Here is a 26,192-nt window from a genome sequence, read left to right as displayed (position 1 = left end):
GGGGGACTGTCCTGCTCGACATGCCCGCCACTTTCGTCCCTGCCGGGGTTCTCCCCCGGACTGTTCTTGCCGCATCTTGTTATGGATTGCGCGACGACCTCAATATTCGCCCACGCGCATGATTTCCCATTCTAGCGAAATTCCCTGGGTCTGCAAAACCTTTTTGCGCACCTGCTCGCCCAAAGTTTCCAGATCATGGGCCGTTGCACCGCCCGCATTGATCAGGAAATTCGAGTGCATCGGGCTGATCTGCGCCCCGCCAAGCGTCGCGCCGCGCATCCCCGCGTCATCGATCACCTTCCAGGCCTTCAACTCCTGGCTGTCATCGGCGCGGCCTGTGGAGGAGGCGCCCGAGGGATTGCGGAAGGTCGATCCGGCGGAACGGTCCTTGGTCGGCTGGCTCGCATCGCGTTTGGCGATCTGCTCGGCCATCCGCGCGGCCAGCACCGCGGGATCGCCCGGCCCGGCCCGGAAGGTCGCGGCAATGATCACCGCCTGCTCGGGCAGGGTCGAGGAGCGATAGGCGAGATGCAGATCTTCCGCCGAGATTTCAACGACTTCTCCCGAGCGCAGCACGACTCGCGCGGCGATCAGATGATCGGCGACATAGGCACCATAGCAGCCCGCATTCATCCGCACCGCGCCGCCGATCGCGCCCGGAATGGTGCGCAGGAAGGTCAGATCGCGCCCGGCCTCGGCCGCCTTGCGCGCCACATGGGCATCGAGCGCCGCCGCCCCCGCGGTGACGGTATCCCCCTCGACCGTGATCGCATTGAAGCCGCGACCAAGCCGGATCACCACGGCGCGGATGCCGCCATCGCGCACGATCAGGTTCGAGCCCACCCCCATCGGAAAGACCGCCACATCGGCGGGCAGTGCGGCCAGAAAGGCGCTCAGATCCGCCTCGTCGGCGGGCTGAAACAGCCAATCCGCCGGACCGCCGACGCGCAGCCAGGTCAGATCGGCCAAAGGGTAGTTCGGCGTCAGCGCGCCGCGCGGGGTGTAGCTCAGCTTTTCCATGACCCTGCCTTAGCGAGAGTGCCCCAATGGGGCAAGGGGGGGCGCTGCCCCCCGTCCGCAAGCGGACTCCCCCCGGCGTATTTCGGCCAAGAAGAAATGGCGGGCTTCTTCTTGGTGCAAATACGCCCGGGGGTGAATTTTGGCGCAGCCAAAAGAGGGGGGCGGCGCCCCCCCTGCCCTGCCCGTCAGTCGCGCGGATGCATCGCGGCAAAGAGCCGCCGCACCGGCCAGCGCAGCACGCTGAGCCCCCCCGCCAGCACCACCAGCCCCCAGACCGGGCCGTTCTCATAGGTGACCCAACCCAGGATCGGCACGCCCGCCGCGATCAGCCCCCAGGCGGCGGGCCAGTGAAACCGGCGCGGACCAAGGGCAATGAGCGATGCGATCACCGCCCAGAGACAAGCGGTGGCAAGCGAGAGGGTCATGGCTGTCCTCCGTTATCCAAGTTTGGCCGGCAGGCCGTTCGCCCAGGTCGAGATCGTCCCCGCCCCAAGGCAAACGACGATATCGCCGGGCCGCGCCTGTTCCTTGACCAGCCGCGCGAGGTCTTCCTCGTTCAGCAGCGCCCGGGCGTGGCGGTGGCCGTGGCGAATGAGCCCCGAGACCAGATCATCGCGCCCGGCGCCCGGAATGGGCTCTTCGCCCGCGGCATAGACATCGGCGATGGCGACGACATCGGCCTCGTTGAAGCAGGTGCAGAAGTCGTCGAAGAGATTGTGCAGCCGGGTGTAGCGGTGCGGCTGATGCGCCGCGATCACGCGCGCGCCCGGCGTGGCGGAAACCGCCTGCCGCGCGGCCTTCAGCACCGCCGCGATTTCGACCGGATGGTGGCCGTAATCGTCGATCACGGTGACGCCGCCCAGCACTTCGCCGACCTTGGTGAAGCGCCGGTTCACCCCCGCGAAATTCGCCAGCGCCTCGCGGATCTCGTCTTTCTTCATGCCCAGATGGCGGGCGACGGCGACGGCGGCCAAGGCGTTCGAGACGTTGTGATTGCCCGGCATCGGCAGGGTGCAGCCCTCGATCACCGCGCCCTCGCCCTGCAGCTGGATGTCAAAGCAGTTGCGGCCGTTTTCAAAGCGCAGGTTCGTCGCGCGCACATCGGCCTGGGCGTTGAAGCCGAAAGTCACGACGCGGCGATCGGTGATCTTGCCCACCAGCGCCTGCACCTCGGGGTGGTCGGTGCAGCAGACGGCCAGACCGTAGAACGGGATGCCGGAGACGAAGTCATAAAACCCCTTGCGCAGGTTCTCGATCGTGCCCCAGTGCTCCATGTGCTCGGGGTCGATGTTCGTCACGATGGCGATCGTCGCGGGCAGCCGGTTGAAGGAACCGTCGCTTTCATCCGCCTCGACCACCATCCATTCGCCCGCGCCTGCGCGCGCATTCGAGCCGTAAGCGTGGATGATGCCGCCGTTGATCACGGTGGGGTCAAAGCCGCCCTTATCCAGAAGCGTCGCCACCATCGTCGTCGTGGTGGTCTTGCCATGCGTGCCCGCGATCGCGATGTTCGAGCGCAGCCGCATCAGCTCGGCCAGCATCTCGGCGCGGCGCACGACGGGCAGATGGCGGCGGCGGGCTTCTTCAAGCTCGGGGTTGCCGGGCTTGATCGCCGAGGAAATCACCACCACGGCGGCTTCGCCGATGTTCGAGGCGCGTTGGCCCTCGAAGAAAGTTGCCCCAAGTTCGACGAGCCGATCGGTGATCTTCGAGGCCTTCGCATCCGATCCCTGCACCGCGAAGCCCTGCGTCATCAGCACTTCGGCAATGCCCGACATGCCGATGCCGCCGATGCCGATAAAATGGATGGGGCCCAGCTCTCCGGGCAGTTTGGTCGCGTTCATGGGCGGGGTCCTGCAAGCTTTTCGACGATGGTCACGAGCCGCGCCGTGGCATCCGGGATGCCTTCGGCCAGCGCTGCCCGCGCCATTTGCACCGCGCCCTCGGGATTGTCCAGCACGAGCGCGATCTGTGTTGCCAGCGCCGCGGCGGTGGCGGCGGTTTCGGGGATCATCACGGCGGCGCCCGCGCGGGTCAGGCCGCGGGCATTCGCGGTCTGATGGTCGCCCGTGGCGGCGGCAAAGGGAATGAGGATGGCGGGCCGCCCGATCACCGAAATATCGGCAATGGACGAGGCGCCCGAGCGCGAGATCACCAGCTGGCATTCCGCCAGGCGACGCGGCACATCGGTGAAGAAGGGCTCGACCTCGGCCTCGATCCCCGCGGCGTCATAGGCTTCGGTGACGCGGGCGGCATCTTCGGGGCGGGCCTGATGGGCGATGCGCAGATGGCGGCGCAGGCCCTCGGGCAGCGCGGCAAAGGCGGCGGGCACGATATCCGACAGGATCCGCGCGCCTTGCGAACCGCCGATCACCAGAACCGACATCGGATAGGCGCCGGGCGGGATATAGGCGGCGCCAGCACGCTCGACCACGGCGGCGCGCACCGGGTTGCCGGTGTGCACGCCCTGCACGCCGGGCGGCAGATCGGTGGGCCAGGTGCCGCAGGCAAAGGCCTGAACGCGGCGGGCGAAGACGCGGTTGACCTTGCCCATCACCCCGTTCTGTTCATGGATCGCGCGCGGAATGCCCAACACCAGCGCCGAGCTCAGCGCCGGGATCGTCGGATAGCCGCCAAAGCCCACCACGACGGCGGGCCGGTCGATCAGATTGCGCGCAACCGCCGAGACCATCCCCCCCGCAAGCCGGAACGGCACCGCGAGCTTCGCTGCAAGACCGCCGCGGGCAAAGGTGGCCGAGGCGACCTGCTCGACCGGCACCTGCGCCGGAAAGGCGCCCGCGTAGCGCGCGCCACGCGCATCGGTCGAGAGCTTCACCCGCCAGCCGCGGCGGACCATCGCTTCCGCGAGCGCCTGGGCCGGGAACATATGTCCCCCGGTCCCCCCGGCAGCGATCAGAAGCAGCGGTGGTTTGGTCTGGCCCATGTCACCCTCCATCAGGCGGCGGGACGATTGCCGAGAATGCGGGCGATCTCGTTTTGCGGCCGGGTGCGGGTCAGCGCGAGCAGGAAGCCAAGCGCGATCCCCGAAGCGATCACCGAAGAGCCGCCATAGCTGACGAAGGGCAGCGTCATGCCCTTGGCGGGCAGAAGCCGCACCGCCACGCCCATGTTGATCAGCGCCTGCACGCCGAAGGCAAAGGCGAGACCCGCGCCCGCGATCCGGGCAAAGGGGTCGCGTTCGCCCATCGAGCGGTAAAGCGAGCGCAGGACGACCGTGCCATAAAGCAGGATGATGCCGATCACGAGGACGAGGCCATATTCCTCGGCCGCGACGGCCACGATGAAGTCGGTATGCGCGTCGGGCAGCGACCATTTCACCGTGCCCTCGCCGACGCCGACGCCGAAGAAGCCGCCTTCCTGGATCGCGTTCGTCGCATAGCCGATCTGGGTGCGGGGATCGACCTCGGCCGAGAGGAACCCGTTGATCCGCCGCGCGACGTGCTCGGAGACGTTATAGGCGAAGACGACGCCCGCGGCGCTCAGACCGCCCGCCGCGACCAGCGGCAGGATCGGCGCACCGGAAACGAAATACATCACCATCCACGAGAACAGGATCAGCGAGGCCTGCCCGAAGTCGGGCTGAAGCGCCAGCGTAACCACGATCAGCGCGGTCAGGATGAAGGAATAAAGCCGCCCGGGCGGGCCTGCGACCTCCATCGCCGCCGACATGAACCAGGCGGTGACGATGACGAAGCCGGGCTTGAGGAATTCCGAGGGCTGGAACGAGGCGAAGCCGAGCGAGATCCAGCGCACCGCGCCCTTGCCGAAATCGGTGCCGATCACCGGTAGCGCCATGAGCGTGAGGAAGGCCAGCGCGAAGCCCACGACCCCGATGCGGCGCACCTGTTGCGGGCTCATCATCGAGAGCGCGATCATCACCGCAAGGCCGATGCCGCCGAAAAGCGCCTGACGCTTGACGTAATAGAAGGGCTCGAGCCCGTTCTTTTCAGCGAGCGGCACCGAGGCCGCAAGGCCAAGCAGCATGCCGACACCAAAGAGCGCGAAGACCGCGGTCAGCGCCCATTTGTCGATCGTGCGCCACCAGCGTGGAAGCACGGGATCCGTCGCCCGCAAGGGGACGGTGCCGAAAACCATTTCCGTCATCGCGAAAACCGCTCGTTTGCCTGTATCTGCCGAGAGACGCCCGGTCACCGGGTCTTGAGGAGCGACTCTAGCCCAAGTTGCGCGCGCTGGCCAGAGCTTTTGCCTGTGGGAAAAAGGCGATTGCGCTTTCGCCCCGGCTGCGCCGGGGCGACCCGCGGGGGCTCCGCCCCCGCACCCCCGGGCGTATTTGGCCAAGGAAAAGCCGAAGCCGGGAGCGCTGCAGACGCTGCGAAACGGGGTTGCGTGGCGGCACGGGCGTGACATGGTAGCGCCACCAATCGGAAGGAGTCGGGCGATGAAGGTCGGAATCGTGGGGGCGGGCATGGTCGGCTCGGCGGCGGGATTTGCCATCGCGATGCGCGGCGGCGCGCGCGAGGTGGTCTTTGTCGATCGCAACGCGGCGCTGGCGCAGGCGCAGGCCGAGGACATCGGCCATGCCGTGCCCTTTGCCCATCCGGTGAAGCTGGGCGCGGGGGATTACGAGGTTCTGGCGGGCGCGGGCATCGTGATTCTGGCCGCGGGCGTGGCGCAAAAGCCGGGGGAAAGCCGTCTGAGCCTGCTCGCCCGCAATGCCGAAGTGTTTTCCGAGGTCATCGCCCGGGTGCGGCAGCACGCGCCCGATGCCCTGCTCATCGTCGCCTCGAACCCGGTCGACATCATGACCGAGGTGGCGCAGCGCGCCTCGGGCCTGCCACCGGAGCGGGTGATCGGCACCGGCACCTTGCTCGATTCCGCCCGTTTCCGTGCGCTTCTGGCCGGGCATCTGGGGGTTGCGGCGCATTCGGTGCATGGCTTCGTGCTGGGCGAACATGGCGACAGCGAAGTGCTGGCCTGGTCGAGCGCACGGGTCGGAGCAGAGCCGCTCGACCGGATCGCCCTGCAGCTTGGCGTTGCGATCACCGAGGAGGTGCGCGCGAAGATCGATGCGGGGGTGCGGCAGGCGGCCTACCGGATCATCGCGGGCAAGGGCGCGACGTGGTATGGCATCGGCGCCGGGCTCGCGCGGCTCGTGCAGGCGATCCGCGACGATCAGCGCGCGGTGATGTCGGTCTCGATCCGCTCGCCCGAGGTGGCGGGGATTGCCGATGTGGCGCTGTCGCTGCCGCGGGTGATCGGCGCGGCGGGGGTGGTGTCGACGCTGGTGCCCTCGCTCGATGACGGGGAATGGGCGGCGCTGAAACGCTCGGCCGAGGTGCTGAAGGACAGCACGGCGGGGCTCTGGTAACCCCTGAAACCGCGAAAACCCCCGGGCCTTGCGGACCGGGGGCATCGTCTTGCGACGGCTCAGAACAGGAAGTCGGTCTCGGTCAGCGTGCCCACACCCGAGAGCGCATCGATCTGGAACACCAGATCCGGGGCGCCATCGGCATCGGTGAAGACGCTGACCACGGTGGCGCCATTGACCACGTTCGTCACCACCGCCCCGGCGCCATCGGCGACCAGCGCCAGATGGAACTCGGCGGCAGGCGAGAGCGCCGAGAGGTCGATCTTGTCCACACCGAGTTCAAAGCGGGTGATGTGATCGCTGCCCCCCACCGAGTTCAGCGAGTCGACAGTGGTCACGAAGACGAACGTATCCGCCCCCGCCCCGCCATCCATCGTATCGGCCCCGGTGCCGCCGATCAGCACGTCGGCACCGTCGTCGCCGCGCAGCACGTCATTCTCGGTACCGCCGTCAAGCCGGTCATCCTCGGTGCCGCCCAAGAGCTGATCCGCCCCATCGTCGCCGAAAATCGTGTCGGCGCCGCTGTCGCCCGTCACCGTGTCATTGCCCGCATCGCCATGCGCCAGATCGTTGCCGGAGCCGCCCGAGACCAGGTCATTCTCGGTGCCACCCGAGACGGTGTCATTGTCGAGCCCGCCAAAGACCGTGTCATTGCCCGCATCGCCGTTCACGCGGTCAGCCCCGGCCTCGCCGTCGACCCGGTCGCCCTCATTGCCACCCGACAGCAGGTCCCCCTCGGTGCCGCCGAACAGCCCGTCCGTGCCATTGCCGCCCGAAACCGTATCGGCCCCGCTGCCGCCGATCAGCGTGTCGATGCCGTCGCGGCCATCGATCCGGTCCGAACCCGAGCTGCCATCCAGACGGTTGCCCAGCGCATCGCCCGAGATCGCATCTGCCTGCGCTGAACCGATGACATTCTCGAAGCCGTGGAAGGTGGTGGCAAAGGCGCGGCCGGTGACCAGATCGATGCCGGTGAAGACGCCCGGCGGCAGGAAGACGGTGGGCAGGGTCGAGAAGCTGAGCGTGTCGATCCCGGCGCCGCCTTCGAGACGATCGGCGTCGGTCCGGCTTTCGAAACGCACGAAGTCGCTGCCATCGCCGCCATCGACCGTGTCATTGCCCGTCCCGCCCGACAGCGTGTCACCATCGGCGCCGCCCGTCAGCACATCGTTGCCGGACCCGCCCAAGAGGTCGTCATTGCCCGCATCGCCCGAAAGCCGGTCGTCATTGTCGCCACCGTCCAGCTGGTCGTTGCCGGTGCCGCCTGACATCAGGTCATCGCCGGTGCCGCCCGACAACGTATCGGTGCCGTCATCGCCGGAAAGCGTGTCATTGCCGCTCTCGCCCGCCAGGCTGTCATTGCCGGTCCCGCCAATGAGACTGTCATTCTCGGTGCCGCCGAACAGCGTGTCATTGCCGCTGCCGCCGTCCAGAACGTCATTGCCACCCGAGCCCGAGACCCGGTCATTGCCGCCCGAGGCCGAAATCCGGTTTGCGGCGGACGAGCCGGTCAGGTTGTCGCTGAAATTGCTGGCGATCAGGTTTTCGATGCTGAACAGACGGTCGCCCGAGGCCATACCGCCCGATTGCGCCGAGCTCGAGCCGAGGTTGACGGTGATCGCCGCGCCCGAGCGGCTGTAATCGACGGTGTCGGTGTCGGAGCCGCCATCGATCGTGTCACGGCCCTCGCCGGCAACGATCGTGTCATTGCCCGCCTCGCCGAAGATCTGGTCATCGCCCGAGATGAAGCCGATCAGCGCGGCATCGACGATGCGGTCGTTGCCGCTGCCGCCGAAGACCGTGTCGTTGCCGTCGTTGATCGTGATTGTGTCATTGCCGCCAAGCGCCGCAACGCGGTCGTTGCGAAAGCCCGGGATCCCCAGCGAGAACGCGTCGTCGAGGGTGTTGGAGCCGTTGGTGCCGATGATGTCCGCCATGGAAGTGACCTTTCGGTTGGAATGTTGCGATGGGGTCACCTTGCCCGGTCGCGGGCGCTGGCGCTGTTCCGCAGGGAACAGGCTTGCAAGACGGCCCCGGCCCGGCCAGCATGGGGCAAGGGAAAGGGGCCACATATGCGGGATCTGGCGGGAAAACCGGCCTTCTGGCGCTCTTTCGCGCTCTTCGAGGGGCTGGATGCGGCAGCGCTCTCGGCGCTGTCGGGTCTGGCGCGGCTGCGGCAGTGGGCGCCCGGAGAGATGCTGTTTCAGCGCGACGATCCGGGCGACTGGATGGTCGCGCTGGCGGCGGGGCGGGTGAAGCTGACGCTGCTGGCCCCCGGCGGGCGCGAGCTGATCCTGCGCCATGCCGAGGCGGGCGACACCTTGGGCGAATTCGCGCTGGTCGATGGCGAGCCGCGCTCGGCCGATGCGACGGCGGTCATGGCGACGACGGGCTTCGTGCTCGACCGGGCGCGGTTTGCCACGCTGGCCGAGGCGCATCCGGCGCTTGGCCTGTCCGTCGCGCGCTATTTCTGCCGCCGTCTGCGCGAGACGACCGAGCAGCTGGAGGGCATCGCGCTTTATCAGCTCGAAGCCCGGCTGGCGCGGTTTCTGCTCTTCAGCCTGCGGCAGTTGAATGGCCCCGATCTGCCGCCAAGCGCGGTCTTGCGGCTCGAAATCTCGCAAGGCGAGCTGGCCGCGGTGCTCGGCGCGAGCCGTCCCAAGGTGAACCGCGCCCTGCAGGCTTTGGAAGCCGCCGGGGCGATCTTGCGCAAGGATGGTGCCTGGACGCTCGACATGGCGGCGCTGTTGGCCGCCGCCGAGCCGGAGGCGTGATGGTCTGGCGCGGCGCGGTTCTGGCGGCAACGGCGGCGCTTGGCCTGCTGCTCGCGCTGCCGCCCGCGTCCTTGCGGGGCCTGCAGGAGCGGATTTTCGATCCCCTGCCCCGCCCGGCGGACAGTCGCGGCATCGTGGTGATCGACATCGGGGCCGAGGACGAGACCGGGCAGGTCTGGACCCGAGCCGCGACGGCGCGGCTTGTGGCGCGGCTGGCGCAAGCGAAGCCCCGGGTGATCGGGATCGACATGCTGATCGCGGACGACTGCGACGGCCCGGCCGCCCGCGATCTGGCCCGGGCCTTGCAGGACCAACCCGCGGTGATGGGGCTTTTGCTTGCCGACACCCCCGGCCCGCGCCTGCCGCCCGCGCGGCTCGGCCAGACCGGGCCGCTGCCGCTTTGGCCCGCAGCCGGGGCCGAGCCGCCCTGCCCGCAATTCGCTGCGCAGGATTGGGCGGTGATGGCGCTGATGGGCGACCCTGACGCCACGGTGCGCCGGGTTCCGGCCGCCGTTGCGGTGGGGCGCGAGCCCCTGCCCGGTCTCGCCGTCGCCATCGCCGCCCGGGCCGAGCGGGTTTTGCCGCTGATCGGCCCCGCGGGCCTGCGGCTTGGCGCCAAAACCTTCCCACTCGAGGCAGGCAGTCTGCGCTTTGCCGCCTCGCGCCCCGCGGACTGGCCCCTTCGCACCCTGCCCGCCGCGGCCGTTTTGGCGGGGCAGGCGCTGCCGCCCGAAGACGCGGTGGTGCTGATCGGATCGAGCCTGCCCGAGCGCGGCGGGCTCCGGCCAAGCGCCGCGAGCCCGGTGATGCCCTCGGTGCAGATCCTCGCCGATGCGGTGGCGGGGCTGCGGGCGGGGCAGATGCCGCAGCGCCCCAGCTGGGCGCCGGTGGTGGAGGGCGGCTTTGCCGCTCTGGCGGGGCTTCTGACGCTGATCTTGCTCTTGCGCCTCCCCCCTTCGCGCGCCGCCGCCGCGGCCGGAACCCTTGCAGCCCTTTGGGCTGGGGCGGCCACACTTCTGGCGCGCGGCGGGGTGCTCATCGATCCGATCCTGCCGGTCTTCGCACTGGCGCTGATCCTGCTGACCGCGCTTTTGGGCCGCGCCGCAGCGCTCGCGCGGGCCGAGCGGGTGCTGCGCGACCGGATGGGGCAATTGCTGCCCCCCGCCCTTGTCAGCCGCATTGCCGCGCAGCCGCGCCTGATGCGGCTCGAAGGCGAAACCCGCGAGGTCACCGCGCTTTTCACCGATATCGAGGGCTTTTCCGCCGCCACCTCGGCGATGGGCGCGGTCGAGATGGTGGCGCGGCTTGACGCCTATTTCGCGCTGACCTGCGCGATCGTGCTGCGCCATGGCGGGATGATCGACAAGCTGGTGGGCGACAGCGTGCATGCGCTGTTCAACGCCCCGCTGGATCAGCCGGGCCACGAGGCGGCGGCGCTCGCCTGTGCCGCCGAGATCCTCGCCGTGACAGAGGTTTTCGCGCGCGAAAACAACGGCTTCGGCATCACCCGGATCGGCGTCGAATGCGGCCCCGCGGTCTTGGGCGATGTCGGTTTTGGCACCCGCATCGATTACACCGCGCATGGGCCCGCGGTGAACCTTGCCGCCCGCCTGCAAGAGGCGAACAAGGCGCTTGGCACAAGGATCTGCATCGGCCCGGCGCTCGCTGCGCGGGTGCCCGGCCTTGTCCCCTTGGGCGAGACCGAGCTGCGCAGCTTCGGGCGGCTTGCCCTTTACACGCTCAGGGCGTGAGCCCGACCGAGGCGAAGGCGGCGGCGATCCGCGGCGCTTTCCATTGCGCCACCGCACTCGGTGCGGCCCCGGGGCGGACGATGTCGATGCCGTCGCCCGGTCCCAGACGCCGGGTCTCGCCGCCCGCCACCACCTCGATCGCGCCGCGCGCGACGAATATGCCGTAAACCCCTTTCGACGGGCCGCAGAAGAACCGCGTGCCGCGCACGCCGATGCGGGCAAAGGCGCTTTGCACCGTCAGATCGAGTTTCGGCAGATCCTCGGGCCGGTCAAACACCATCGCGCCGCCGATGCTGACCACCCCGCCCAGATCGGCGGTGAAGCGATCCAGGGTGAACCGGGTCTCGGGGCCAAGGTTGATCTGCGTCGCGGTGAAAAGCTCCAGCGCCGCGGTCGAGGCGGCCATGGTCGCAACCTCGTCGCCCTCCATCAGCGGATCGCGCGGGTGCAGATCGGCGCTGGTGCCGGCGCGGGTCAGGCTGGCCTGCCCGGTCAGCGCCCGGGTGGTGCCGATCGCGGCTTGCGCAAGGGCGCCGCGCGGCAGCAAGGCCAGCGCAGGCAGAGAGAGCAGAAGACGTCGGCTTATGGTCATGTGACACCCGTTCGGAATTTCCCTGTCGGGCCTCCGCCGGTGCCGCGCTCGATCCCGCGATCCCGCCCCCTGTTCCGGATGTTCCGAAGCGCCCCCGATGAGTATGACGCGAAACCGCCCCGGATCAAGCGCCCCGGATCAGCGCGCCGCGCGCAGGATCGCCCCGGGCAATTGCCCCAGCGCCAGTTCCTGCCCGACCGCCCCGCGCGCCATCGCCTCTTTCGGCATGCCATAGACGACGCAGCTTTCCTCGTCCTGACCAAGCGTCGAGGCCCCGGTGTCGCGCATCTCGCGCAGGCCGCGGGCGCCATCGTCGCCCATGCCGGTCATGATCACGCCGACCGCATTGCGCCCGGCAAACCGCGCGACCGAGCGGAACAGCACATCGACCGAGGGGCGGTGGCGCGACACCAGCGGGCCATCGCGGACCTCGACGTGATATTGCGCGCCGCTGCGGGCCAGAAGCGTGTGCTTGTTGCCCGGCGCGATCAGCGCATGACCGCGCAAAAGCCGATCGCCCGGTTTCGCCTCGCTCACGCTGATCGCGCAAAGCCCGTCCAGGCGCTTGGCAAAGGCCCCGGTGAACAGCTCCGGCATGTGCTGCACGATCACGATCGGCGGGCAATCGGGCGGCATCGCCTGCAGCAATTCGCGCAAGGCCTCGGTCCCGCCGGTCGAGGCGCCGATCGCCACGATCTTTTCCGTCGTGCGCAGCATCGCCCCGCTTTCGCGCGGCGGCGCCAGCATCGCATCGGCGCTCAGTTTCGGCTGCACCGGGCGCTCGCGCATCGGCTGCACCTTGGCCGAGGCCGCGTGGACCAGCACATCGCGGATCCGCTGCGCGCTTTCCGACAGATATTGCTTCACCCCGATCTCGGGCTTGGCAATCACATCGACCGCCCCCGCCGACATCGCGGCCAGATAGGTTTCCGACCGGTCCGAGACGAGCGAGGAACAGATCACCACCGGCAGCGGATGCTGCGCCATCAGCTTGCGCAGGAAGGTCAGCCCGTCCATCCGCGGCATCTCGACATCGAGGATGATCACGTCGGGCACCATCGATTTCAGCCGCTCCGCCGCGGCGAAAGGATCGCCCGCGGTCGCCATCACTTCGAGCCGCGGATCGGAGCCGATGATGTCGGTCAGGGCCTGACGCACCACCGCGCTGTCATCGACGATGAAGACCCGGACCGGGCGGCCGTCGGGCGGCAGGCGGGTGGATTTCGGATCGGGCATCGCGGTCATCACCTAGTCCTTTCGAAAGATCGCCGTGCCCGCCTGGGTCAGGCCCTCGGGCAGGCTGCGCAGATTGTCGGAATGGCCCAGAAGCAGAAAGCCCCCCGGCCGGATGCATTGCATGACATTGCGGATCGCCCGGATCCGATCCTCGCCCGTGAAGTAAATCAACACGTTGCGCAGGAAGACCACATCGGCGAGCGGCACATGCCCCTCGAGTTTCGTCAGCAGGTTGGCGGGGCTGAAATGGGCGCGGTTGCGCAGCGCCGGGGCGATCCGGTAGACGCGCTGCTTGGGCGAGATCCGTGCGCCGGGCTTCGAGCGCAAGAGATATTCCGAGCGCAGATCGAAGGACAGGCCCGAGAGTTCCGACGACGAATAGATGCCAAGCCGGGCCTTGCGCAGGATGGCCGCCGAAATGTCGGTGCCGACAAGCCCCCAGCGCAGGCCACCATGCACCCTGTGGCTGTAGCGATCCAGCACGATGCCCGCCGACCAGAGTTCAAGGCCCGAGGAACAGGCCGCGCTCCAGACCACCAACGGATGCGTCCGCCCTGCCCCGGTCTCGACCAGCTTCGGCAGGCCGACGGTCTCCAGCCAGTCGTAATGCGCCTTTTCGCGGAAGAAACTGGTGGTGTGGGTCGCAAGACTTTCGACCAGCCGCTGGATCTCGGCCGGGCCTTCGGCGCTTTGCAGATGCAGCAGATATTGGTCGTAATCACTCATGCCCAAGGCCGTCACCCGCCGGTCGAGCCGGTAGGAGATGAACTGGGTGTTCGACGGATCGATCCGGATCCCGGCCTCCGCCTTCAGGATCGTCACGATCTCGCGCGCGGCGGCCGTGCTCATCGGCACCGACGGCTGCATCAGCATTTCAGCATAGTCGGCGGAAACCCGCGCGGATCGACGCAAGGCAGCCTCCGTCAGTCGAAATCGAACGGTCCGGGCAAGCCTGCCGACCCAGGTTGGCCGAGGGCGGCCCGCAAATCGATCAGATAGACGAGCTCGCCCTCGACCCGGGTCAGACCGAACATCGCCCCGGCATTCCAGCCGCCCGGCACCGAGGGCACCGGATCGACATCGGCCTCGTCCACTTCGACCACGGTCCGCACCCGATCGACGACGATCGCAATCGCCGCCTCGCGGTCGGTCTGCAGATCCAGAACGATGATCCGGCCGTCGCAATCATCGACCTGACGCGACAGACCCAGCGACAGCGCGATATCCATCACGGCGATCCCCTCGCCGCGCAGGTCGATCATGCCCAGAAGCGCCGCGGTGGCGTTCGGCAGCGGGGCAATCACCTGATGATCAAGGATTTCGCGCACATCCGCGACCTCCGCCGCCAGAATCTGGCTGCCGATGTCGAAGGTCACATAGGCCCGCCTTGTGTCGACGATATCGGCTTCGACCTGGTGGCCGAACGGCGACGTTTCCTTGAGAAGCGGGGCGGCAGACATCCGGGGGTCCCTTTCGGTGCTGAACTTTCCCGCGGCGGGGGGACCCGCGTCGGGGTAAGCCCCGCCCGAAGCCGTGCCGGCCGGGCGGAGCGCTGGGGCATGGCCCGCGGATCAGATCTTTTCGAAGTCCGAATCGTCGATGTCGTCTTCGGACAGATCCAGGGCGAAGCCGCCATTGCGGGTGCCCGCCGCCGCGCGTGTCTTGCGACGGCTGGCCGGGGCCGCAGCGGGGGCCTCGTGCCGTGCGGTGCGGGCCCAGGCCGCATCCTTGGCGCGCTCGGCCCGATCCGAGCGACCGGGTTCGCCCTGCACCTTGAAGAAGCCGATCACGTCATGCAGCTGCTCGGACTGGCTCGCCAGTTCCTCGGAGACCGAGGCGGCTTCGGTCGAGGCCGAGGCATTGCGCTGGATCACCGTATCGAGCTGGCGGATCGCAAGGTTGATCTGATCGGCGCCGGTGTTCTGCTCACGCATCGCGGCGGAGATTTCCTGCACCAGATCGGCCGTGCGCTGGATGGCCGGGACCAGTTCGCCGAGCATGTCGCCCGCATTGCGGCTGACCTCGACCGAGCGGCTCGACAGTTCGTTGATCTCGCGCGCCGCCTGCTGGCTGCGTTCGGCCAGCTTGCGCACCTCCGAGGCGACCACCGCGAAGCCGCGGCCGTGCTGGCCAGCCCGCGCGGCTTCCACCGCGGCGTTCAGCGCCAGAAGGTCGGTCTGACGGGCGATTTCCTGAATGATGGTGATCTTGTCGGCAATCGTCTTCATCGCACCAACCGCCTCGTCCACGGCCTTGCCGGTGTCGATCGCGCGGGCCGAGGCCTGGGTCGCAATCTTCTCGGTCTGGGCCGCATTGTCGGCCGATTGACGGATGTTCGCCGTCATCTCTTCCATCGCCGAGCTGGCCTGTTCGGCGGCCGCTGCCTGCTCGGTCGAGCCCGAGGACAGATCTTCGGCCGTCGCGCTCATCGCATGGGCGCCCGCCGAGACGCTTTGCGACGAAACATGCATGTCGATCACGATCTCCTGCAGTTTGGTGATCATGGTTTCCAGCGCGATGCCAAGCGAATCCGCCTCCGAGCGGCGCTTGATGTTCACCGTCAGATCCCCGCGCGAGATCGACTCGGCGACAGTCGCCATGCCTTCCAGCGCGACGGTCATTTCGCCCAGCGCTTCCATCAGTTCGCCGATCTCGTCCTTCGAGGTCACGCGGACATCGACCTTGAGATCGCCCTCGGCCACTTTGCGGGCCACCGAGACGGCACGGCTCAGGCCGCGGCTGATGCCGATCAGGATCAGCGTCGACGCGATCAGCGAGCCGAGGATCGCCACGCCGGCAATGGTCAGGATCTGCGACTTGCTCGCCGCATAGCTGTCGTTCAGGCCCTTCTGCGAGGCCGCCATGGCCGCGCCAGCCTTGTCGGTGATGGTGTCGAGCTGAGCGCCCAGCGCGTCGATCGCAGCCCGGAAATCCCCGGCCATGATGACCATGGCGCGCGGCTCCGAATTCGAGGCGGCGTTGGCTTCCAGATCGTCGTTGATCTTGAAGTAGTCGGTCACGATCGCCTGCACACTGGCCACTTCCTCAGGGAATTGCGGCCCGAGCATTGCCTGCATCTTGTCCATCTGGGCCGCAACATCAGCGCGCAGCTCCTTGATCTTGCCAAGGAATTCCGCCGTGCCAGCGTCGCTTTCCTCCATGATGGCGCGGGCGTTCATCGAGCTCACTTCCATCAGCGCGCGCTCCAGATCGAGGATCCGCACCTTCGCGGCATCGACCGGATAGGGCAGCATCGGCGCCTTTTCGAGCGCAGCTTCTAGTCGGGCCACCTCGACATCCATCTTTTCGAGCTCGGCATAGGACCCATAGATGAACAGTTTCTTGGCTTTCGCCACGCTACCTTCGCGCGACAGTTTCAGCGCCTGATCGCGCAGGTCCTTCGCTTTGGCGAGAAGCTCGTCATAGCGCGCGAAATCGTCCCGCAGCGTGCCGTCGTCGAGGCTCTTGATCTCGTCCATCAGCTTCGTGCGCAGCGCACGATCGGCGGCGATGCCCTCTTCGTAGCCCTGCATCTCGGCGTCGCTGCTCGCAGCAATGTGCCGATAGGTCTTGATGTCGGACAGCGCGAGGCTTTCCTTCAGCTCGCCCACAAGGGTCTGCATGCGCGCATTCACATTCGCCATCTTGTTCGCATCGGCGTTGGCCCCGCCCAGCGCCGAAAGGCCGATCCAGGATATGGCGGCCAGCAAGATCAGCACCAGCCCGAAGGTGGCCATCAACTTGGCCTTGATAGTCAGTTTCATGGTTGTCTCACTTTGTTCGGTTCAGGCCGCCTGTTCGGGACGGAAGAGGTTTTCGGGATCGAGCAGAAGGATCAGGTCGTCGCCGCGTCTGAGCGCGCCGGTGACATAGTTCGCAGGCCAGGGAGAGCCGTTTTCCGGCAGCGGCTCGACGGCGGCCGGGTCGATGTCGACCACCTCCTGCACCTCGTCGGCGAGCATCGCGAGGCGGAAGGAATCCGCCCCCATCGCAATGTCGAGCACGACGATGCGGCCCTGATTGCCATGGCTCACCGGCATCCGCAGCCGCTGGCGCACGTCGACAAGCGGGACCACCGCGCCGCGCACATTGATCAGCCAGGGCGCAAAGGCCGAGGCCCGGGGCACGCGGGTGCGGGGGATCGGATCGATGACCTCGTGAACATGGCTCACGGGGATCGCAAGCGCCTCGCCGCAGACGCGGATGATCAAGGCGATGGAATTCGCCTCGTCATCGGCAAAGGCAGCGGCACTGGGCATCTGGGTCATGGCTGTCTCCTCAGGCGGCAAGGCCGATGCCGGTGCCGCCCAGACGGCGCAGCAGCATCGCCACATCAAGGATCAGCGCCACCGTGCCATCGGCAAGGATCGTCGCCCCGGCGAAATCCTCGAGATCGGCGTGATAGGCGCTCATCGGTTTGATGACGGTCTGGTGCTGGCCAAGGATGTCATCGACCACGAGACCCATCCGCTCGCCCTCGGCGCGCACGATCACCACGCGGCGGCGGCCATCGTTTTCGACGGTGCCGTCCAGCGCATCGGCCAGATCGACGAAGGGCACCAGATGTTCGCGGATCCGCAGCATCCGGCGGCCGCTGCTGCGGGTCAGTTCGGTGACGTCGAATTCGACGCATTCCTCGACCGCGATCAGCGGCAGCACGAAGACATCGGGGCCAAGCCGCACCAGAAGCCCGTCGATGATCGCAAGGCTGAGCGGCAGGCGCAGCGTCAGCCGCGTCCCCTCGCCCTTGCGCGAGGTGACTTCGACCGTGCCACGCAGCGCGGTGATGGCCGAGAGCACGGCATCCATGCCGACCCCGCGGCCGGAGACGGAGGAGACCTTGTCCGCGGTGGAAAAGCCCGGCGCAAAGATCATCTGCGCCAGCGCGGCCTCGCTCGGGCGGGCGTCGGCTGCCAGAAGACCGCGTTCGATCGCCTTCAGGCGGATTTTCTCGTGATCGAGCCCGCGGCCGTCGTCTTCGATCACGATGACGATCTCGCCCGCATCCTGCGAGGCGGCCAGCCGCACCCGGCCCTGCGCCGGTTTGCCTGCAGCCACCCGGTCAGCCGCGGCTTCGATGCCGTGATCGGCCGAATTGCGGATCATGTGAACGAGCGGCTCGCTGAGACGATCAAGCACGTTCTTGTCGATCTCGGTCTCGCCGCCATCGGTGACAAGCACCACGTCCTTGCCCAGTTCGGTCGACAAATCGCGGACAACGCGGCGGAACTTGCCGAAGACCGTCTCGATCGGCAGCATCCGCACCGAAAGCGTGGTGTCGCGCAGGCCGGTCACCAGCCGATGCACCTCTTCGACCAGACCTTCGAGCGTTGAATCGCCCAGCCGCGCCGCGGTCTGGTTCAGCCGCGCCTGGGCAATCACCAGCTCGCCGAGCTGATCCAGGATCGAATCGAGCTTCGCCGAGGGCACGCGGACGGTATCTTGCGCCGCAAGGCTTTGCGATCTTTGGCCGGAGCGGGCCGCAGGCGCCGCCGGGGCGGTCGCAACAGCCGGGGCCGTGACAACCTCGGCCGAAGCCGCGGTCACCGGCGTGGCCGCGACAATCTGAGGCTCTTCGTCCAGATCCAGTTGCACGATGCGCGGGTCGGCGTCATCGGCGAAGACGAAGACCGTCTCGATCGCCGCGCGCGGCTGTGCGGTCGTCAGTTCGACCACCCAGCCCAGATGCGACAGCGTCGGATCAAGGCTTTCAAGCGACGGCAGATCCGAAACATCGCAGCGGATCCGGCATTCGCCCAGTTCGCGCAACTCCTCGAGCAGCAGATCCGGGCGCATGCCACAGCGCAACGACCCTTTCGACGGGCGGAAGGAGACCTCCCAGCGGTGCAGGCGCACCACCGCGGGCGGGGCCCCGGCCACCGCGCCCTCGAGCGCCGCCAGAATCCTCCGCGCCTGATTCGACCCCACCAGCTCCGCCGTCGCAGCCTCGTCGCCGCCCGCATCGAGCAGCGCGATGACGTGGTCGCGACCTTCCAGCGCCGCATCAAGCAGCGGTTTCGAAATGCCGATCTTGCCCTCGCGCACGCGGTCGAAGGCATCTTCGAAATGGTGCACGAAGGCCGACAGCGCCGGGAAGCCGAACATGCCCCCCCCGCCCTTCAGCGTGTGCAAGGCCCGAAACACCGAGTCGATCGCCTCGGGCGAAGCATCGGTCTCAAGATCCAGAAGCATCTGTTCGAGCTGCGTCAGCAGATCCCGGGCTTCATGAATGTAACTCTGGGCGGCGGGGTTCATGGGGGTCCCTTCTGTCCGTCAGCCGACAAGCTTGCGCGCGACCGCGACCAGCATGGCGGCATCGAAAGGCTTGTTCAGCCAGCCGGTGGCGCCGAGCGCCTTGCCCTCAGCCTTGGCCTCGGGCTTCGTTTCGGTAGTCAGCATCAGGATCGGCACGCCCGAGCCGCGCGGCTCCTGCCGCGCCTTGCGGATGAATTCGAAGCCGTTCATCACCGGCATGTTGAGGTCGACCACGACCAGCGACACCGGCTCGCTTTTCAGCTTCGCCAGCCCCTCAAGCCCGTTTTCCGCCTCGACCACGCGATAACCCGCCCCCGACAGGGTGAAAGACACCATGTCACGGATCGCCTTGCTGTCATCAATCGTCAAAACCGTTTTCGCCATGTTCAGCCTTCCCATCCAAGGTGGGCAAGCGCGGCGCGGCTGTCGGCATCAAAGCTTGCGGCACGGCCCGCGGCATTGGCGGCAGTGGTCGCGGCCAGCGCCAGCTGCATCGCCACCACGCCCAGACGTTCCTCGCCCTCGAACAGCACCGTCACCGGAGCGTCGCCCGCCGCGAGAAGGCCCAGCAGGCGCTGGCGGCACTCTTCAGCATCGGCCACGGCCAGATCGGCCGGGATCGCCAATGTCAGCATTTCGTCGTCGGTCACGCCTGCCTCTCCCTGCGTCTTACTGTCTCAGAGGCAATTTGATACGCGCGATGTCTTTCGCGCCGGTTAATCGCGGCCCGGCAGGCGGGCAAAAGCGGTTTCGGAGAATTCTGGCGATCCTGTCGCAGGCCTAGAGGGTTTCTTAATCACCCTCGTCGAGAGTGGGGGGCACTTGCGGCACTTTGGCGCCGTCCGGGGTCAGTCAGGATCGGGCAGGAATGGACAGACTATCTTCCGTACAGTCCGTGCGACGAGACATGATCGCATCGCTCGATGCGTTGTCCTCGCTGCTCGTCGACGTGCGGGGGCATCTGATGGCGGTGAACGATCGCACCTGCGCGCTTGTCAGCGCGCAGCAGGAGCCGATCGAGGGCGTCACCCACATCCCCGAACTTGCCAGCGATCTGGCCGGGGCGATGCGGCACTGGTCGGGCAGCATGACGAATGGCACCAGCCGGATGCTGCTGCGCGAAACCCGGACGCTGCTGAACGGCCTGACGCGCATTCGCATTTTCTTTCAATTCCTTGCGACGATCACCTCGATCCAGATCTCGCGCAGCCGCTCGGGTCAGCTGAGCGCTTTCGTCGGCGCGCTGCGGGGCGTTTCGGCGCAGATCGAGACCGAACTGGCACAGGCGCAAGGCGGGCTCGACGCGTTCGACCAGTCCTTCGAGTCGATCCTGACCGTCGCGCGTGAGGGCGCCGATCATCTCGATCCGGCCGCGCGTCGGCTGACCGAGATCCTGGCCCCGATCGTCGCCGGGCAGGCGCAGATGGGGACGCGGCGGGGTCGGGTGACGCAGCAGGCGCAGGATCTGTCGGGCCGGATCGAAGAGGTGATCGCCCGTCTTGTCGGCACTTTCCAGTTCTCGGATTCGGCCGCGCAGCGGCTGGAACATGTCGAGACGATTCTGGCGCGCGGCGCCGCCCACCCGCCCGGGCCGGAGCGGGCGGCGTTCGAGCGGCTGGCCTCGGCGCAGTTGCAGGCGCTTGAACAGGACATGAGCGAAATCCTGACCCTGCTCGACGAGAGCTTCCAGACGATCGAGGGGCTTGGCGGCGGCTTCGTGGCCGAACTGGCCGCACAGCGCGCCGAGGTCGAACCGCTTCTGGCGGCGCAGGACCGGGCTTTTGGCCAACTCAACGAGGCGCTTGGCACGGTGATGCCGACGCTGCAGGGGATCATCGCCCGCTCTGCCGGGTTCGAGGGGCAGATCGACCTGCTGCATGAGCGGCTCGACAACCTTGCCGGGATCGGCCAGACGATCGGGCTTGCGGGGGTGAACTCGCATCTGGAAGCCGCCCGCGCCGAGGTCGGACAGAAGGAACTGACCTATATCGCGATGTCGGTGAAGGAGACGGCGCAACAGGCGCTGAAGACCTTTGCCGATACCGGGCGCACGCTCGACAAGCTGCGCACCAGTTTCGACACCGGGGAATTTTCCGCGCTGCAAGACGGGATGAACCGGCTTGAAGGCGATCTGGGCCAGATCGCCGCGGGGCTGGACAAGGCGCGCACGCGGCAGGCGCTGCTGTCGCGGCTCGAAGATGAGACCCGGACGGAAACCACGGCGCTGGCGCGGCTGGCGGTCTCGGGCCGGCAGATGACCTCGGGGCTCGTGCAGACGATCCTGCGGATCGAGGCTCTGGGCGCGCTCTTGCGCGAGGGGCTGACGGCGGCCCCAGACATGTCTTGCCTGGCCGAGATCGCGCCGATCTACACCATGGACCGCGAACGCGAGGTCCATGCCGAGGTGCTGGGCCTGTCGCCGGACGCGGCCGGGTTCGGCGTGGGGACCCTGTCGGCGCCCGCGCCGCAAGATACGCTCGACTCGATCCTGTTCTGACCGCTGATCCGTCGCGTTTTGTCAGCGACGCGCAAGTTTCGAGACGGTAGAACCGGCGCATGATCCTGCGAAGCGCCCTTTTTTTGCTGCTTCTGACCGTCCCGGGGCTGGCCGAGGACGATCACGACCGCGCGCATTCCGCCTTGGCGCAGGGCGCGATCCTGCCGCTCTCCGCCATTCTTCCGGGGCTGCAGACGCAATTTGGCGCAAGGCTGCTCAGCGTCGAACTGGACGAGGAAGGCCCGCGGTTCGTCTATGAATTCGAACTGATCACCCCGCGCGGCCAGATCGTCGACGTGAATGTCGACGCCGCGACCGGCGCGGTGATCGGGGCGGAGACCGGCGGCCATGACGGGGACGGCGACTGATGCGGGTGCTTCTGGTCGAAGACGATCCCCGCATCGGCGCCGATCTGGCCATCGCGCTGGAAACCGTGGGCTATCGGGTCGAGCGCTGCGCGGACGGCGAAGAGGCCTGGTTTCTGGGCGATACCGAGGATTATGACCTGATCGTGCTCGATCTGGGCCTGCCGCGGCTCGACGGCCTGACCGTGCTGAAGCGCTGGCGGGCGAATGGCCGCGAGATGCCGGTTCTGGTGCTGACCGCGCGCGGCACCTGGTCCGAACGGGTCGAGGGGATCGATGCCGGGGCCGATGATTATCTGCCCAAACCCTTCCGGATGGAGGAGCTTGTGGCCCGCGCCCGCGCGCTGGTGCGCCGCTCGGCCGGGCGGGGCAGCGCGCAACAGAAGGTGGGCGATCTGAGCCTTGATGCGAACCGGATGACGGTGGCGGTGCGGGGCCTGCCGGTCGCGGTGACCGCGCTCGAATATCGGCTGCTCGCCTATCTGGTGCTCAATCGCGACCGGGTGGTGGCCCCGACGGAACTGCTCGAACACCTTTACGGCGACGAGGATTCACGCGAGGCCAATGCCCTCGAGGCGCTGGTGGCGCGGCTCCGGCGCAAGCTCGGTACAGGCATCATCGGCACAAGGCGCGGCTTTGGCTACTATCTGGAAGGTGCCGCAGCATGAGACGCCTTTCGCTGCGGCTGCGCCTTGTCGTGGCCGGGGCCGCGGCGGTGACGCTGACGATCGCCACCGCCTCCTTCGGCTTGGCCGCGCTCTTCTCGGCCCATGTCGAGCGCCGCGCCGTGGCCGAGCTTTCGGTGCAGCTCGATCAGGTGCTTGCGGGGATCGAACGCGATGGCGACGGCAAGCTGATCCTCTCCACCACGCCCGCCGATCCGCGGTTTCAGCGCCCCTATGGCGGGCTTTACTGGCAGATTTCGGCCGAGGGGCGGCTGATGCGCTCGCGCTCGCTGTGGGATGTCGAAATTCCGCTGCCCCCCGATGATCTGAAGGACGGGGCCGAGCATATCCATGCGCTGCCGGGTCCCGCGAACACCGCGCTTCTGGTCGTCGAGCGCTCGGTCACCCTGCCCGCGCGGCTCGGCGCGGCGTCGATGCGGGCGGCGGTGGCGATGGATCGCGCCGAACTCACGCAGGCGCGGAGCGATTTCCTGCGCGATCTGGCGCCCTGGTCGGCGGGACTGGCCTTTGTCCTCGTGATGGCGGGCTGGGGGCAGATCGCGGTCGGGCTGCGCCCGCTCTCCGACATCCGCGCCCGCATCGCGGCGCTGCGGGCCGGGCGCGCGCGGCGGCTGGGCGAGGAATTGCCGCGCGAGCCTCTGCCGCTTGCGGCCGAGGTCGATGCCCTTCTCGATGCCCGCGAAACCGAGCTGGCCCGCGCCCGCACCCGCGCGGGCGATCTGGCGCATGGTCTGAAGACGCCGCTGCAAGCACTGCTGGGCGAGGCCGGACGGCTGCGCGCCGCGGGCCGCCCCGAGGCCGCCGCGATCGAGGAAATCGCCTCGGCGATGCGCGCGCATGTCGAACGCGAGCTGGCCCGGACCCGCGTCGCGATGAAGGGGCCGCAGGCGCGGGCCGATGTGGCGCAGGTGGTGGCGGGGCTGATCCGGGTGATCCGACGCACCGAAACCGGGGCGGCGCGCGACTGGGTCACCGAGATTGCGCCCGGCCTCGTGCTCGCCGCCGAACCGGAGGATCTGGCCGAAGCCCTTGGCGCGCTTGTGGAAAACGCCGCCCGCCATGCCCGCACCCGGGTTCTTGTCCGCGCAAAACCCAGCGCCGAGGGCACGCGGATTTCGGTGATCGACGATGGTCCGGGCATTCCGCCCGACCGCATCGCCACGCTGATCGAACGCGGCACCCGCGCCGATCTGCTCGGGCCGGGCACCGGCCTTGGCCTTGCGATCGCCCATGACATCGCCGAGGCTCTGGGCGGCCAACTGACCCTTCACCCCGCCGATCCCGGCCTTGAAGCGCGGCTGACGCTGCCCGCGGCTCCCTGACAAAACGCTGACGGGCGCTGTCAGAACCCTGTCAGCAGCCCTGTGCGAAACGCTCCTCACCTGCCCAATCGGAGAGGATCGCATGACCGAAGCCACCACGACTCAACCGACCCTGACCCCCGTCTGGGATCTTGGCGTGCGGCTCTTTCATTGGGCGCTGGCGCTGACCGTCGGCCTCGCCGCCCTGACCGGGTTTCTGGGCGAGGCCGACACGCTCAGGATCCACATCACCGCCGGGCTGATCGCGGCGGCGCTGGTGATCGCGCGCATCGTCTGGGGCTTCTTCGGCCCGACCCATGCGCGCTTTGCCGATTTCCTGCCCGATCCGGCCGCGATCCGCGCGCATCTGAACGGCGCCGATGCCCGGCATCTGGGCCATAATCCGCTCGGCGCGCTGATGGTCTTCGCCATGCTTGCCGCGGTGCTTGTGCTTGCCGGAACCGGACTCGTCATTCTGGGCGGCGTCCTGCGCCTTGGACCGCTCGCCGCCAGTTTCGGCCCCGATGCGGGCTTTGGCGCCCGCGAACTGCATGAGATGATTGCCTTTTGCGTCGTCGCGCTGATCGCGGCGCATCTCGCTGGGGTGGTTTTCGAAAGCCGCCGCTCGCGCGAAAATCTGGCCCGGGCGATGCTGACCGGGGTCAAGGAAAGCCGTCCGGGCGATGTGCCGGTGCGCGAGACCAAGGCGCAGCTGCTGATGGCGCTGCTGCTGATCGCCGCCTTGGGCGCAAGCTTCCTCACCGCCAATGCCGCGCTCTCGCACCGCCCGGTGCCGGGCCTGCCGGTGACGCAGATCGACGCCACCACCGCGGCCGAATGTGGCGCCTGCCACATGGCCTACCCGCCCTCGCTGCTGCCCGCCGCCTCGTGGCAGGCGCTGATGGCGGGCCTGTCCGATCACTTCGGCGAGGATGCCTCGCTGCCGCCCGCGACCGCGGCGCAGATCGAAAGCTGGCTCACCGCGAATGCCGCCGAGACCGTGCAGACCCTGCCCGCCCGGATCTTTGCCCGCACCGATGCGAAAGCCCCCTTCACCCTGACCGAGACCCCGGCCTGGAAACGCATTCACGGCGATCTGCCGGAGGCGCTTTTCCGCGCCAAACCGGTGGCGAGCCGCGCCAATTGCGCCGCCTGCCACCACGACGCCGCGACGGGCCGCTTCAGCCCCTTCGCCATTGCCATCCCCAAGGAGTGACCTGATGAAAACGCTCTCTCTGACCCTTGCGCTCTGCGCCCTCGCCCTGCCCGCCGTGGCACAAGACACCACCCCCGCCGCGCTGATCGCGGGCTACGAAGCCGCCGCCGGTGCCAAGGCCGATCCGGCCGCCGGGCGCGATCTCTTCCTCGCCAATCACACTGGCGGCAAACCCGACACGCCGTCCTGCACCACCTGCCACACCAATGACCCGACGAAACCCGGTCAGGCCCGCACCGGCAAGGCGATCGATCCGCTTGCCCCCTCCGCCACGCCCGCGCGCTTCACCGACAGTGCCAAGGTCGAGAAATGGTTCGGGCGCAATTGCGATTCGGTCCTCGGCCGCGCCTGCACCGATGCCGAGAAAGCCAACCTGCTCGCCTGGCTTTCGTCCCTCTGACCTCTGGAGATCCTGATGATCCGTCCTGCTAGCCTGATCCTCTGCCTCGCCCTTGCCGCTACCCCCGTCTTTGCCGAATCCGAGGAGGAGGAAGAGGGCGAAGGCGGGTTCCGCACCGCCGTCGCCGCGAACCCGACGTTCCAGACCGAATGCGGCAGCTGCCACATCGCCTATCCGGCGGGCTTCCTGCCCGCGCGGTCGTGGACGGCGATCATGGCCGGGCTCGACGACCATTTCGGCGAGAACGCGACGCTCGATGACAAGACCCGCACCGAGATCGAAGGCTACCTGACCCAGAACGCCGCCGATGTGCAGTCGGGCTGGGGGCGGCGCGATCCGGCCCCGGGGGCGACGCCGCTGCGGATCAGCGAATTGTCGTGGTTCGTGCGCGAACATGGTCGCGAGGTTTCCAACCAGATGAAGACGAAGGCGAAATCGATGTCGAACTGCGCCGCCTGCCATCAGGGCGCCGCGCAGGGGGCTTTCGAGGGCGACTGAGCTTTCGGACAGGAAAACAGGATTGGCCCCGGCGCAGCAGATGCGCCGGGGCTTCGACGTGAAAAAAGGAACGGAAGAATGAAGATCGACGAAGAGATGCAGCGGCTGATCCTGACGGCGCTGACCATTCTGGGCATGGGCGTCGGGGGCATCGTCCACTGGATCTTTCCCGGTCTTGGCGCGGGCTGGGTCGAGGGTCTTGCGATGCTCTCGGTCTTCCTGACGGGCGGCGTTCCGGCGGCGATCCGGGC

25 protein-coding genes are annotated in these 26,192 nt (G+C 67.9%); 10 read left to right on the top strand and 15 right to left on the bottom strand.

Annotated elements, in window-relative coordinates; genetic code table 11:
• Positions 1 to 99: 99 nt before the first annotated feature.
• The 5 genes from murB to C8J30_RS16275 all read right to left on the bottom strand — a co-directional run bounded on the left by murB (position 100) and on the right by C8J30_RS16275 (position 5,145).
• The gene (murB, locus tag C8J30_RS16295) at positions 100 to 1,020 is read right to left on the bottom strand and encodes a UDP-N-acetylmuramate dehydrogenase (protein ID WP_110806902.1); all 921 of its coding nucleotides are present in this window, start codon (positions 1,018 to 1,020) and stop codon (positions 100 to 102) included.
• A 185-nt stretch (positions 1,021 to 1,205) separates the two neighbouring features.
• Positions 1,206 to 1,445, bottom strand: coding sequence for a DUF2484 family protein (locus C8J30_RS16290; RefSeq protein WP_110806901.1), 240 nt, complete (start codon positions 1,443 to 1,445; stop codon positions 1,206 to 1,208).
• A 12-nt stretch (positions 1,446 to 1,457) separates the two neighbouring features.
• Positions 1,458 to 2,864: a UDP-N-acetylmuramate--L-alanine ligase gene (gene murC / locus C8J30_RS16285; protein WP_110806900.1), complete on the bottom strand. Its 1,407-nt coding sequence runs from the start codon at positions 2,862 to 2,864 to the stop codon at positions 1,458 to 1,460.
• A complete protein-coding gene (locus tag C8J30_RS16280; protein ID WP_110806926.1) occupies positions 2,861 to 3,964 on the bottom strand; it encodes a UDP-N-acetylglucosamine--N-acetylmuramyl-(pentapeptide) pyrophosphoryl-undecaprenol N-acetylglucosamine transferase in 1,104 nt (367 codons plus the stop codon). The genes murC and C8J30_RS16280 overlap by 4 nt, the downstream gene beginning before the upstream one ends.
• 11 nt (positions 3,965 to 3,975) lie before the next feature.
• Complete coding sequence (locus C8J30_RS16275) at positions 3,976 to 5,145, bottom strand: peptidoglycan glycosyltransferase FtsW (RefSeq protein WP_110806899.1); 1,170 nt, start codon at positions 5,143 to 5,145, stop codon at positions 3,976 to 3,978.
• Between the two features lie 295 nt (positions 5,146 to 5,440).
• Between C8J30_RS16275 and C8J30_RS16270 the strand changes: the two genes are divergently transcribed.
• The gene (locus tag C8J30_RS16270) at positions 5,441 to 6,370 is read left to right on the top strand and encodes an L-lactate dehydrogenase (protein WP_110806898.1); all 930 of its coding nucleotides are present in this window, start codon (positions 5,441 to 5,443) and stop codon (positions 6,368 to 6,370) included.
• Between the two features lie 59 nt (positions 6,371 to 6,429).
• Here C8J30_RS16270 and C8J30_RS16265 read toward each other — a convergent pair whose 3' ends face one another.
• Positions 6,430 to 8,307 (bottom strand): calcium-binding protein, encoded by a 1,878-nt coding sequence (locus C8J30_RS16265; protein ID WP_181420922.1) that lies wholly within the window; start codon positions 8,305 to 8,307, stop codon positions 6,430 to 6,432.
• A gap of 135 nt (positions 8,308 to 8,442) precedes the next feature.
• On the opposite strand from C8J30_RS16265, the gene C8J30_RS16260 reads away from it, so the two are divergent.
• A complete protein-coding gene (locus C8J30_RS16260; protein ID WP_110806896.1) occupies positions 8,443 to 9,144 on the top strand; it encodes a Crp/Fnr family transcriptional regulator in 702 nt (233 codons plus the stop codon).
• A complete protein-coding gene (locus C8J30_RS16255) occupies positions 9,144 to 10,895 on the top strand; it encodes an adenylate/guanylate cyclase domain-containing protein (protein WP_110806895.1) in 1,752 nt (583 codons plus the stop codon). The genes C8J30_RS16260 and C8J30_RS16255 overlap by 1 nt, the downstream gene beginning before the upstream one ends.
• Here the strand turns inward: C8J30_RS16255 and C8J30_RS16250 are convergent.
• The 9 genes from C8J30_RS16250 to C8J30_RS16210 form a co-directional block, all read right to left on the bottom strand.
• The gene (locus C8J30_RS16250; protein ID WP_110806894.1) at positions 10,885 to 11,487 is read right to left on the bottom strand and encodes a FecR domain-containing protein; all 603 of its coding nucleotides are present in this window, start codon (positions 11,485 to 11,487) and stop codon (positions 10,885 to 10,887) included. The two genes, C8J30_RS16255 and C8J30_RS16250, sit on opposite strands and share 11 nt — an antisense overlap.
• Before the next feature lie 138 nt (positions 11,488 to 11,625).
• The gene (locus tag C8J30_RS16245) at positions 11,626 to 12,732 is read right to left on the bottom strand and encodes a protein-glutamate methylesterase/protein-glutamine glutaminase (RefSeq protein WP_110806893.1); all 1,107 of its coding nucleotides are present in this window, start codon (positions 12,730 to 12,732) and stop codon (positions 11,626 to 11,628) included.
• Between the two features lie 3 nt (positions 12,733 to 12,735).
• Entirely contained in the window at positions 12,736 to 13,596 is an 861-nt protein-coding gene (locus tag C8J30_RS16240) for a CheR family methyltransferase (RefSeq protein ID WP_110806892.1), read from the bottom strand.
• Positions 13,597 to 13,646: 50 nt separating this feature from the next.
• Positions 13,647 to 14,183, bottom strand: coding sequence for a chemotaxis protein CheW (locus C8J30_RS16235; protein WP_110806891.1), 537 nt, complete (start codon positions 14,181 to 14,183; stop codon positions 13,647 to 13,649).
• Between the two features lie 111 nt (positions 14,184 to 14,294).
• Positions 14,295 to 16,487: a HAMP domain-containing methyl-accepting chemotaxis protein gene (locus C8J30_RS16230; protein WP_110806890.1), complete on the bottom strand. Its 2,193-nt coding sequence runs from the start codon at positions 16,485 to 16,487 to the stop codon at positions 14,295 to 14,297.
• A 21-nt stretch (positions 16,488 to 16,508) separates the two neighbouring features.
• Entirely contained in the window at positions 16,509 to 16,991 is a 483-nt protein-coding gene (locus tag C8J30_RS16225; RefSeq protein ID WP_181420921.1) for a chemotaxis protein CheW, read from the bottom strand.
• A 10-nt stretch (positions 16,992 to 17,001) separates the two neighbouring features.
• A complete protein-coding gene (locus tag C8J30_RS16220; RefSeq protein ID WP_110806888.1) occupies positions 17,002 to 18,978 on the bottom strand; it encodes a chemotaxis protein CheA in 1,977 nt (658 codons plus the stop codon).
• Positions 18,979 to 18,996: 18 nt separating this feature from the next.
• Positions 18,997 to 19,362 (bottom strand): response regulator, encoded by a 366-nt coding sequence (locus C8J30_RS16215; protein ID WP_110806887.1) that lies wholly within the window; start codon positions 19,360 to 19,362, stop codon positions 18,997 to 18,999.
• A gap of 2 nt (positions 19,363 to 19,364) precedes the next feature.
• Complete coding sequence (locus C8J30_RS16210) at positions 19,365 to 19,628, bottom strand: hypothetical protein (protein WP_110806886.1); 264 nt, start codon at positions 19,626 to 19,628, stop codon at positions 19,365 to 19,367.
• Positions 19,629 to 19,885: 257 nt separating this feature from the next.
• Here C8J30_RS16210 and C8J30_RS16205 point away from each other — a divergent pair, with 257 nt between their 5' ends.
• The 7 genes from C8J30_RS16205 to C8J30_RS16175 all read left to right on the top strand — a co-directional run bounded on the left by C8J30_RS16205 (position 19,886) and on the right by C8J30_RS16175 (position 25,941).
• Positions 19,886 to 21,475: a coiled-coil domain-containing protein gene (locus C8J30_RS16205; protein WP_110806885.1), complete on the top strand. Its 1,590-nt coding sequence runs from the start codon at positions 19,886 to 19,888 to the stop codon at positions 21,473 to 21,475.
• A 59-nt stretch (positions 21,476 to 21,534) separates the two neighbouring features.
• A complete protein-coding gene (locus C8J30_RS16200; protein ID WP_110806884.1) occupies positions 21,535 to 21,843 on the top strand; it encodes a PepSY domain-containing protein in 309 nt (102 codons plus the stop codon).
• Entirely contained in the window at positions 21,843 to 22,508 is a 666-nt protein-coding gene (locus tag C8J30_RS16195) for a response regulator transcription factor (RefSeq protein WP_110806883.1), read from the top strand. Before C8J30_RS16200 ends, C8J30_RS16195 begins: the two co-directional genes overlap by 1 nt.
• Positions 22,505 to 23,848 carry a sensor histidine kinase gene (locus C8J30_RS16190; RefSeq protein ID WP_110806882.1) on the top strand — a complete coding sequence of 448 codons (1,344 nt, stop codon included), beginning with the start codon at positions 22,505 to 22,507 and terminating at the stop codon, positions 23,846 to 23,848. The genes C8J30_RS16195 and C8J30_RS16190 overlap by 4 nt, the downstream gene beginning before the upstream one ends.
• A gap of 82 nt (positions 23,849 to 23,930) precedes the next feature.
• A complete protein-coding gene (locus C8J30_RS16185) occupies positions 23,931 to 25,043 on the top strand; it encodes a cytochrome b/b6 domain-containing protein (RefSeq protein WP_110806881.1) in 1,113 nt (370 codons plus the stop codon).
• 4 nt (positions 25,044 to 25,047) lie between these two features.
• Positions 25,048 to 25,443: a DUF1924 domain-containing protein gene (locus C8J30_RS16180; RefSeq protein WP_110806880.1), complete on the top strand. Its 396-nt coding sequence runs from the start codon at positions 25,048 to 25,050 to the stop codon at positions 25,441 to 25,443.
• 15 nt (positions 25,444 to 25,458) lie between these two features.
• Positions 25,459 to 25,941 (top strand): diheme cytochrome c, encoded by a 483-nt coding sequence (locus C8J30_RS16175; protein ID WP_110806879.1) that lies wholly within the window; start codon positions 25,459 to 25,461, stop codon positions 25,939 to 25,941.
• The last annotated feature ends 251 nt before the right edge of the window (positions 25,942 to 26,192 follow it).

Origin of the sequence: Rhodobacter viridis (assembly GCF_003217355.1) — a bacterium.
Taxonomy (GTDB): domain Bacteria; phylum Pseudomonadota; class Alphaproteobacteria; order Rhodobacterales; family Rhodobacteraceae; genus Rhodobacter; species Rhodobacter viridis.
The sequence above is the reverse complement of the archived record's forward strand: the minus strand, read 5'-3'. Positions and strand labels throughout refer to the sequence as shown.

What these genes read in the sequence shown, in the direction of transcription:
- murB (WP_110806902.1), bottom strand. Translation starts at nt 1,020, where the DNA reads ATGGAAAAGCTGAGCTACACCCCGCGCGGCGCGCTGACGCCGAACTAC.
- C8J30_RS16290 (WP_110806901.1), bottom strand. Translation starts at nt 1,445, where the DNA reads ATGACCCTCTCGCTTGCCACCGCTTGTCTCTGGGCGGTGATCGCATCG.
- murC (WP_110806900.1), bottom strand. Translation starts at nt 2,864, where the DNA reads ATGAACGCGACCAAACTGCCCGGAGAGCTGGGCCCCATCCATTTTATC.
- C8J30_RS16280 (WP_110806926.1), bottom strand. Translation starts at nt 3,964, where the DNA reads ATGGGCCAGACCAAACCACCGCTGCTTCTGATCGCTGCCGGGGGGACC.
- C8J30_RS16275 (WP_110806899.1), bottom strand. Translation starts at nt 5,145, where the DNA reads ATGACGGAAATGGTTTTCGGCACCGTCCCCTTGCGGGCGACGGATCCC.
- C8J30_RS16270 (WP_110806898.1), top strand. Translation starts at nt 5,441, where the DNA reads ATGAAGGTCGGAATCGTGGGGGCGGGCATGGTCGGCTCGGCGGCGGGA.
- C8J30_RS16265 (WP_181420922.1), bottom strand. Translation starts at nt 8,307, where the DNA reads ATGGCGGACATCATCGGCACCAACGGCTCCAACACCCTCGACGACGCG.
- C8J30_RS16260 (WP_110806896.1), top strand. Translation starts at nt 8,443, where the DNA reads ATGCGGGATCTGGCGGGAAAACCGGCCTTCTGGCGCTCTTTCGCGCTC.
- C8J30_RS16255 (WP_110806895.1), top strand. Translation starts at nt 9,144, where the DNA reads ATGGTCTGGCGCGGCGCGGTTCTGGCGGCAACGGCGGCGCTTGGCCTG.
- C8J30_RS16250 (WP_110806894.1), bottom strand. Translation starts at nt 11,487, where the DNA reads ATGACCATAAGCCGACGTCTTCTGCTCTCTCTGCCTGCGCTGGCCTTG.
- C8J30_RS16245 (WP_110806893.1), bottom strand. Translation starts at nt 12,732, where the DNA reads ATGACCGCGATGCCCGATCCGAAATCCACCCGCCTGCCGCCCGACGGC.
- C8J30_RS16240 (WP_110806892.1), bottom strand. Translation starts at nt 13,596, where the DNA reads ATGCTGATGCAGCCGTCGGTGCCGATGAGCACGGCCGCCGCGCGCGAG.
- C8J30_RS16235 (WP_110806891.1), bottom strand. Translation starts at nt 14,183, where the DNA reads ATGTCTGCCGCCCCGCTTCTCAAGGAAACGTCGCCGTTCGGCCACCAG.
- C8J30_RS16230 (WP_110806890.1), bottom strand. Translation starts at nt 16,487, where the DNA reads ATGAAACTGACTATCAAGGCCAAGTTGATGGCCACCTTCGGGCTGGTG.
- C8J30_RS16225 (WP_181420921.1), bottom strand. Translation starts at nt 16,991, where the DNA reads ATGACCCAGATGCCCAGTGCCGCTGCCTTTGCCGATGACGAGGCGAAT.
- C8J30_RS16220 (WP_110806888.1), bottom strand. Translation starts at nt 18,978, where the DNA reads ATGAACCCCGCCGCCCAGAGTTACATTCATGAAGCCCGGGATCTGCTG.
- C8J30_RS16215 (WP_110806887.1), bottom strand. Translation starts at nt 19,362, where the DNA reads ATGGCGAAAACGGTTTTGACGATTGATGACAGCAAGGCGATCCGTGAC.
- C8J30_RS16205 (WP_110806885.1), top strand. Translation starts at nt 19,886, where the DNA reads ATGATCGCATCGCTCGATGCGTTGTCCTCGCTGCTCGTCGACGTGCGG.
- C8J30_RS16200 (WP_110806884.1), top strand. Translation starts at nt 21,535, where the DNA reads ATGATCCTGCGAAGCGCCCTTTTTTTGCTGCTTCTGACCGTCCCGGGG.
- C8J30_RS16195 (WP_110806883.1), top strand. Translation starts at nt 21,843, where the DNA reads ATGCGGGTGCTTCTGGTCGAAGACGATCCCCGCATCGGCGCCGATCTG.
- C8J30_RS16190 (WP_110806882.1), top strand. Translation starts at nt 22,505, where the DNA reads ATGAGACGCCTTTCGCTGCGGCTGCGCCTTGTCGTGGCCGGGGCCGCG.
- C8J30_RS16185 (WP_110806881.1), top strand. Translation starts at nt 23,931, where the DNA reads ATGACCGAAGCCACCACGACTCAACCGACCCTGACCCCCGTCTGGGAT.
- C8J30_RS16180 (WP_110806880.1), top strand. Translation starts at nt 25,048, where the DNA reads ATGAAAACGCTCTCTCTGACCCTTGCGCTCTGCGCCCTCGCCCTGCCC.
- C8J30_RS16175 (WP_110806879.1), top strand. Translation starts at nt 25,459, where the DNA reads ATGATCCGTCCTGCTAGCCTGATCCTCTGCCTCGCCCTTGCCGCTACC.